We start from the raw sequence: 3,554 nt of genomic DNA, 5'->3' as shown, positions 1-3,554 counted from the left end.
CTCCCCGGCGGCACCCCGACCCCTCCACATCGTGGCCGTCGCCCGCCACCGCCTGGGCCGCGTGCTGGCCCGGCTGGTCCCGGACGTCGCCTCGCAGGCGCAGATCGACCTGGTCGGCCACGCCTTCGACGACGCGGTGGCCGCCGTGCGCGCCCTGCACGCCCGCCATCCCGTCGACGCGGTGGTGGCGGCCGGCGCCAGCGGCGAGTGGCTGCGCCGGCATCTGGACATCCCGGTCGCGATGGTGGAGGTGCGCGGCTTCGACCTGATGCGCGCCCTGGCCGCCGCGCGCGCCATCTCGCCGAAGGTAGGCCTGGTGTCCTTCGAGGGACCGTCCGAGCACTTGGCGCAGCTGGACGCGCTGTTCGGCATGGGCATCGCGCAGTTCAGCTACCGCGGCCCCGACGACGCACCCGCCTGCGTCGAAGCGCTGCGCGCCGCCGGCATCGAGGCGGTGGTGGCGCCCGGGCTGGTGTCCGACCTGGCGGAACAGGCCGGCATCGCCAGCGTGCTGATGTACTCCGACGATGCCGTGCGCCAGGCGCTGCAGGACGCCGTGCACCTCGCACGCCACAGCCGCGCCGAACGGGCGCGCCACGAGCGGCTGGACACCATCCTCGGCCAGTTGCAGGACGGCGTCGTCGCCGTGGACCTGCGGCAGCGCATCGAGGCCCTGAACCCGGCCATGGCCGAGCTGCTGGGCGCTTCCGCCCCCGAACTCGTGGGCCGCGTGCTCAGCGACGTGGCGCCCGTGCTCGACCTGGGTGCCACGCTGCTGCTGCGCGAGGCGCCGGCGGAAGAGGTGCTGCAGATCGGCATGCGGACGCTGGTGGTGCGGCGCGCGCCCATCCTGGAAGGCGGCGAGGTGACGGGCGCGCTGCTGGTGTGCCGCGACCCGGCCGTGATCCAGCGCGCCGACCGCCACCTGCGCGCCAACCAGCGCCCCCTTGGCGCGCCTGTGCGCTACCGGATCGAGTCCTTCACCGGCGACAGCGCCGCGGCGCAGCGCGTGCGGACGCTGGCGGCGCAGTGCGCGGCCAGCGACGCCACCGTGCTCATCATGGGCGAGAGCGGCACCGGCAAGGAGCTGGTGGCGCAGGGCATCCACACGGCCAGCCGGCGCGCGACGCAACCCTTCCTCGCGGTGAACTGCGCCGCCTTGAGCGAAAGCCTGCTGGAAAGCGAGCTCTTCGGCTACGAGGAAGGCGCCTTCACCGGTGCGCGGCGCGGCGGCAAGACCGGCCTGATCGAAGCGGCCCACACCGGTACCCTCTTCCTCGACGAGATCGGCGACATGCCGCTGGCGCTGCAGACGCGGCTCTTGCGCGTGCTGCAGGAGCGGGAGGTGCTGCGCCTGGGCGCGACCGCCGCGGTGCCGGTGGACCTGCGCGTGATCGCGGCCACGCATGCGGACCTGGCGGCGCAGGTGGAGCGCGGGCTCTTTCGGCGCGATCTCTATTACCGGATCGCGGTCCTGCGTATCGAGACACCGCCCCTGCGCGAGCGCAAGGCGGACATCCCACGCCTGGCCAACGGACTGCTGGCGCGACGCGCCAACACCTTGGGCGCCCACGAGGCTCCGCTCGCTGCCGGCCTCGACGTCGTGCTGGAACTGGCCGCAGGCCACGACTGGCCCGGCAACGTGCGCGAGCTGGAGAACCTGATCGAGCGCTTGCTGGCCTGCCACGCCCATGCCGCATCGGCCGGCAGGTTCGACCGGGCTCGGCTGCTGGAGCTGTTCCCCGAGTTCACGCAGGCGCGCCCGGCGCCCGTGCGCGACGGCCTGCTGAAGGGCGCGCGCCGCGCCGCCGAGCTGCGCCGCGTGCGCGAGGTCCTGCACGCGGTGCACGGCGACCAGCGCCAGGCCTGCGAGATCCTGGGGATCAGCCGCGCCACGCTGTGGCGGCGGCTGCGGGACGAGGCTTCGGAGAAGGGTTAACTACCGCCAGACCCCGAGGGTCTGCAGCTGCTGCTGCTGCTGTGAAGTCAAGGCGGCCCAGCTGGTGGCGCCGGACGCCGGTGCCATGGAGGCCATGGCGTTGACCAGGAGCTCCACGTCGGTGCTGGCCAGGGTGCGCGAGGTGCCATCCGCTTCGGCGGCCGCCACGATGGACTCCACCCGTTGGGGAGCGCCTGCATACCAGTCGTCGATCTTCATGCTGTCGGTGCTGCCCATCACGGTGATGGTCAGCTCGTTCGTGCCCTGCTGGTGGCTGAACCACAGCTGCTTGAAGTCGACGCGCCCGGCCGCTCCCCCGGTGAGCGAGAAGACCAGCTCGTCGGCCGTGCCCGCGTTGTCCACGATCCGGTCCGCCCCGCCGCCGCGGCCGAACCGGTAGCTGTCGTCGCCCCCGCCGCCGCGCAGCACATCCGAGCCGGCTGCGCCGTCGAGCACGTCGTTGCCCTCGCCGCCATCGAGCATGTCGTTGCCCCCGGCACCGTAGAGCACGTCGTTGCCTCCCATGCCCTCGATGCCGTTCGCGCCCTCGTTGCCCGTCAGGACGTTGCCCTGCTCGTTGCCCGTGCCGTTGAGGTTGCCTGTGCCCGTGAAGGTCAGGTTTTCCACGTTGGCACCCAGCTGGTGGCTCGCGCCCGACTGCACGGTGTCCGTGCCTTCGTTGGCGTTCTCCGTCACGATGTCGCCCGCGTTGTCCAGCACGTAGGTGTCGTTGCCCGCACCGCCGGCCATGGTGTCGGCACCGGCGCCGCCGTCCAGCACGTTGTTGCCCGCGTTGCCCAAGAGGGTGTTGGCCAGCGCGTTGCCCGTGCCGCTGAGGTGGCCCGTGCCCGTGAGGGTCAGCTTCTCCAGGTTGGCACCCAGGCTGTAGGTGATGCTCGACTGCACGAGGTCGGTGCCTTCGCCTGCGTTCTCCGTCACCACGTCGCCCACGTTGTCCACGACGTAGGTGTCGTTGCCTGCCCCGCCGATCATCGTGTCGGCGCCGGCGCCGCCGTCCAGCACGTTGCCGCCGAAGTTGCCCGTGAGGGTGTTGGCCAGGGCGTTGCCCGTGCCGTTCAGGTTGCCCCCGCCCGTGAAGGCCAGGTTCTCCACGTTGGCCTGCAGGGTGTAGCTGACGCTGGACTGGACGGTGTCGGTGCCTCCGCCGGCACTCTCCGTCACCACGTCGCCCGCGTTGTCCACCACGTAGGTGTCGTTGCCCGCCTGGCCGATCATCGTGTCGGCGCCAGCGGCGCCGTTCAGCACGTTGGCGCCTGCGTTGCCCGTCAGGACGTTGTCCACCGCGTTGCCCGTCAGGCTGTACGAGGATGTCCCGCTCAGCGCCAGGTTCTCCAGGTTCGCGCCCAGGGTGTACGCCATGTCCGTGACCACCGTGTCGATGCCCTCCCCAGCGTTCTCCACGATCGTGTCGGCGGCAGCGCCGTAGATCAGGTAGGTGTCGTTGCCCGCGCCGCCGATCAGCGTGTCGATGGCCGCGTCTTCGATGCCACCGTTCAGCACGTTGTCGCCGGCGTTGCCGGTGAGGAGGTTGGCCAGGGCGTTGCCGGTGCCGTTGAGGTGGCCTGTGCCGGTGAGGGTGAGGTTTTCCAGGTGG

Annotated in this window: 2 protein-coding genes; one reads left to right on the top strand and one right to left on the bottom strand. The window is 71.7% G+C overall.

Features of this window, described 5'->3' with window-relative positions:
- On the top strand, positions 1–1,939 hold a 1,939-nt coding region (prpR, locus tag A8M77_RS34735; protein WP_443273606.1), incomplete at its 5' end, for a propionate catabolism operon regulatory protein PrpR.
- Here prpR and A8M77_RS34730 read toward each other — a convergent pair.
- The coding region (locus A8M77_RS34730) for a calcium-binding protein (protein ID WP_143694902.1) at positions 1,940–3,554 on the bottom strand (1,615 nt) is incomplete at its 5' end.

Source organism: Variovorax sp. JS1663 (assembly GCF_002157355.1).
In the GTDB taxonomy this organism is placed as follows: Bacteria; Pseudomonadota; Gammaproteobacteria; order Burkholderiales; family Burkholderiaceae_C; genus Variovorax.
Note: the sequence above shows the minus strand (reverse complement) of the source record. Positions and strands in the feature narration are given on the sequence as shown.